This window comes from Microvirga sp. P4_G7 (genome assembly GCF_056401005.1).
Window position 1 is genome coordinate 1 of sequence record NZ_JBFUKD010001037.1, and the last position, 887, is coordinate 887.

1 protein-coding gene and 1 pseudogene are annotated in these 887 nt (G+C 63.0%); both read right to left on the reverse strand.

What is annotated here, in order from left to right:
* Nucleotides 1–492, reverse strand: a 492-nt coding sequence (locus AC1DT3_RS22835; protein ID WP_477467445.1) for a 3-hydroxyacyl-CoA dehydrogenase family protein, incomplete at its 3' end; no start/stop codon positions are given.
* Nucleotides 489–887, reverse strand: a pseudogene (locus AC1DT3_RS22840) (acetyl-CoA C-acyltransferase); the annotation flags it as partial. The pseudogene AC1DT3_RS22840 and the gene AC1DT3_RS22835, both read right to left, overlap by 4 nt.

Sequence of the window (887 nt, forward strand, 5' to 3'; positions counted from 1 at the left end):
GAGTGGCATGACGCGCGGCGGATTGAAAAAATGCGAGATGAGGAAGTCGCGATTGAAATCGCTGCTTCGTTCCTCGACAAGCGCCGACCGAGGGATGGTGGATGTGTTGGATGAGATGATCGTGCCGGGACGACGGACCGCTTCGATGCGACGGAACAGATCTCGTTTGATTTCGAGTTTCTCTGCGACAGCCTCGACGATCCAGTCGGCCGATGCGAGACGATCGAGATCGTCGTCGACATTACCCGGTTGGACGAGACCCGCGGCCGCGCGATGCATGAACCCGCCAGTTTTGAGCTGGCGGTCGATGCCGGCGAGGGCGGGCGCATTGCGAGAGGATTCTGGACCGGGAATGTCCAGGAGATCGACCTGGATTCCGGCATTGGCGAATTGGGCCGCGATGCCGCCGCCCATCGGACCGGCGCCGAGTACTGCAACCCTGTCGATCCCGAGCGCGTCAATTCCGGCGATCGTGGGGTTCTGAAACGTCATGCGGCCTCCAGGATCATCGCAATGCCCATTCCACCGCCGATGCATTGAGTGGCGAGCGCGCGGCGCCCGCCTTCGCGCTTGAGGAGCGTTGCGGCCTTGCCGACCAGCCGCCCGCCGGTGGCGCCCAGAGGATGGCCGAGCGCAATGGCGCCTCCATCGACATTGAGCTTTTCTGCGGGGATTTCGAGTTCTCGCCTGCAGGCTTCGGCCTGCGCCGCAAACGCTTCGTTCATCTCCACGATATCGATATCGCGAATCGAGAGGCCGGCACGCTTCATGGCCTTTCTCGACGATTCCACCGGCCCCATCCCCATGATGCCGGGCGCGCAACCCGAAACGGCGAAGGATTCGATGCGTGCCAGCGGCTCCAGGCCGTGGCGTTTGGCGAACGACTC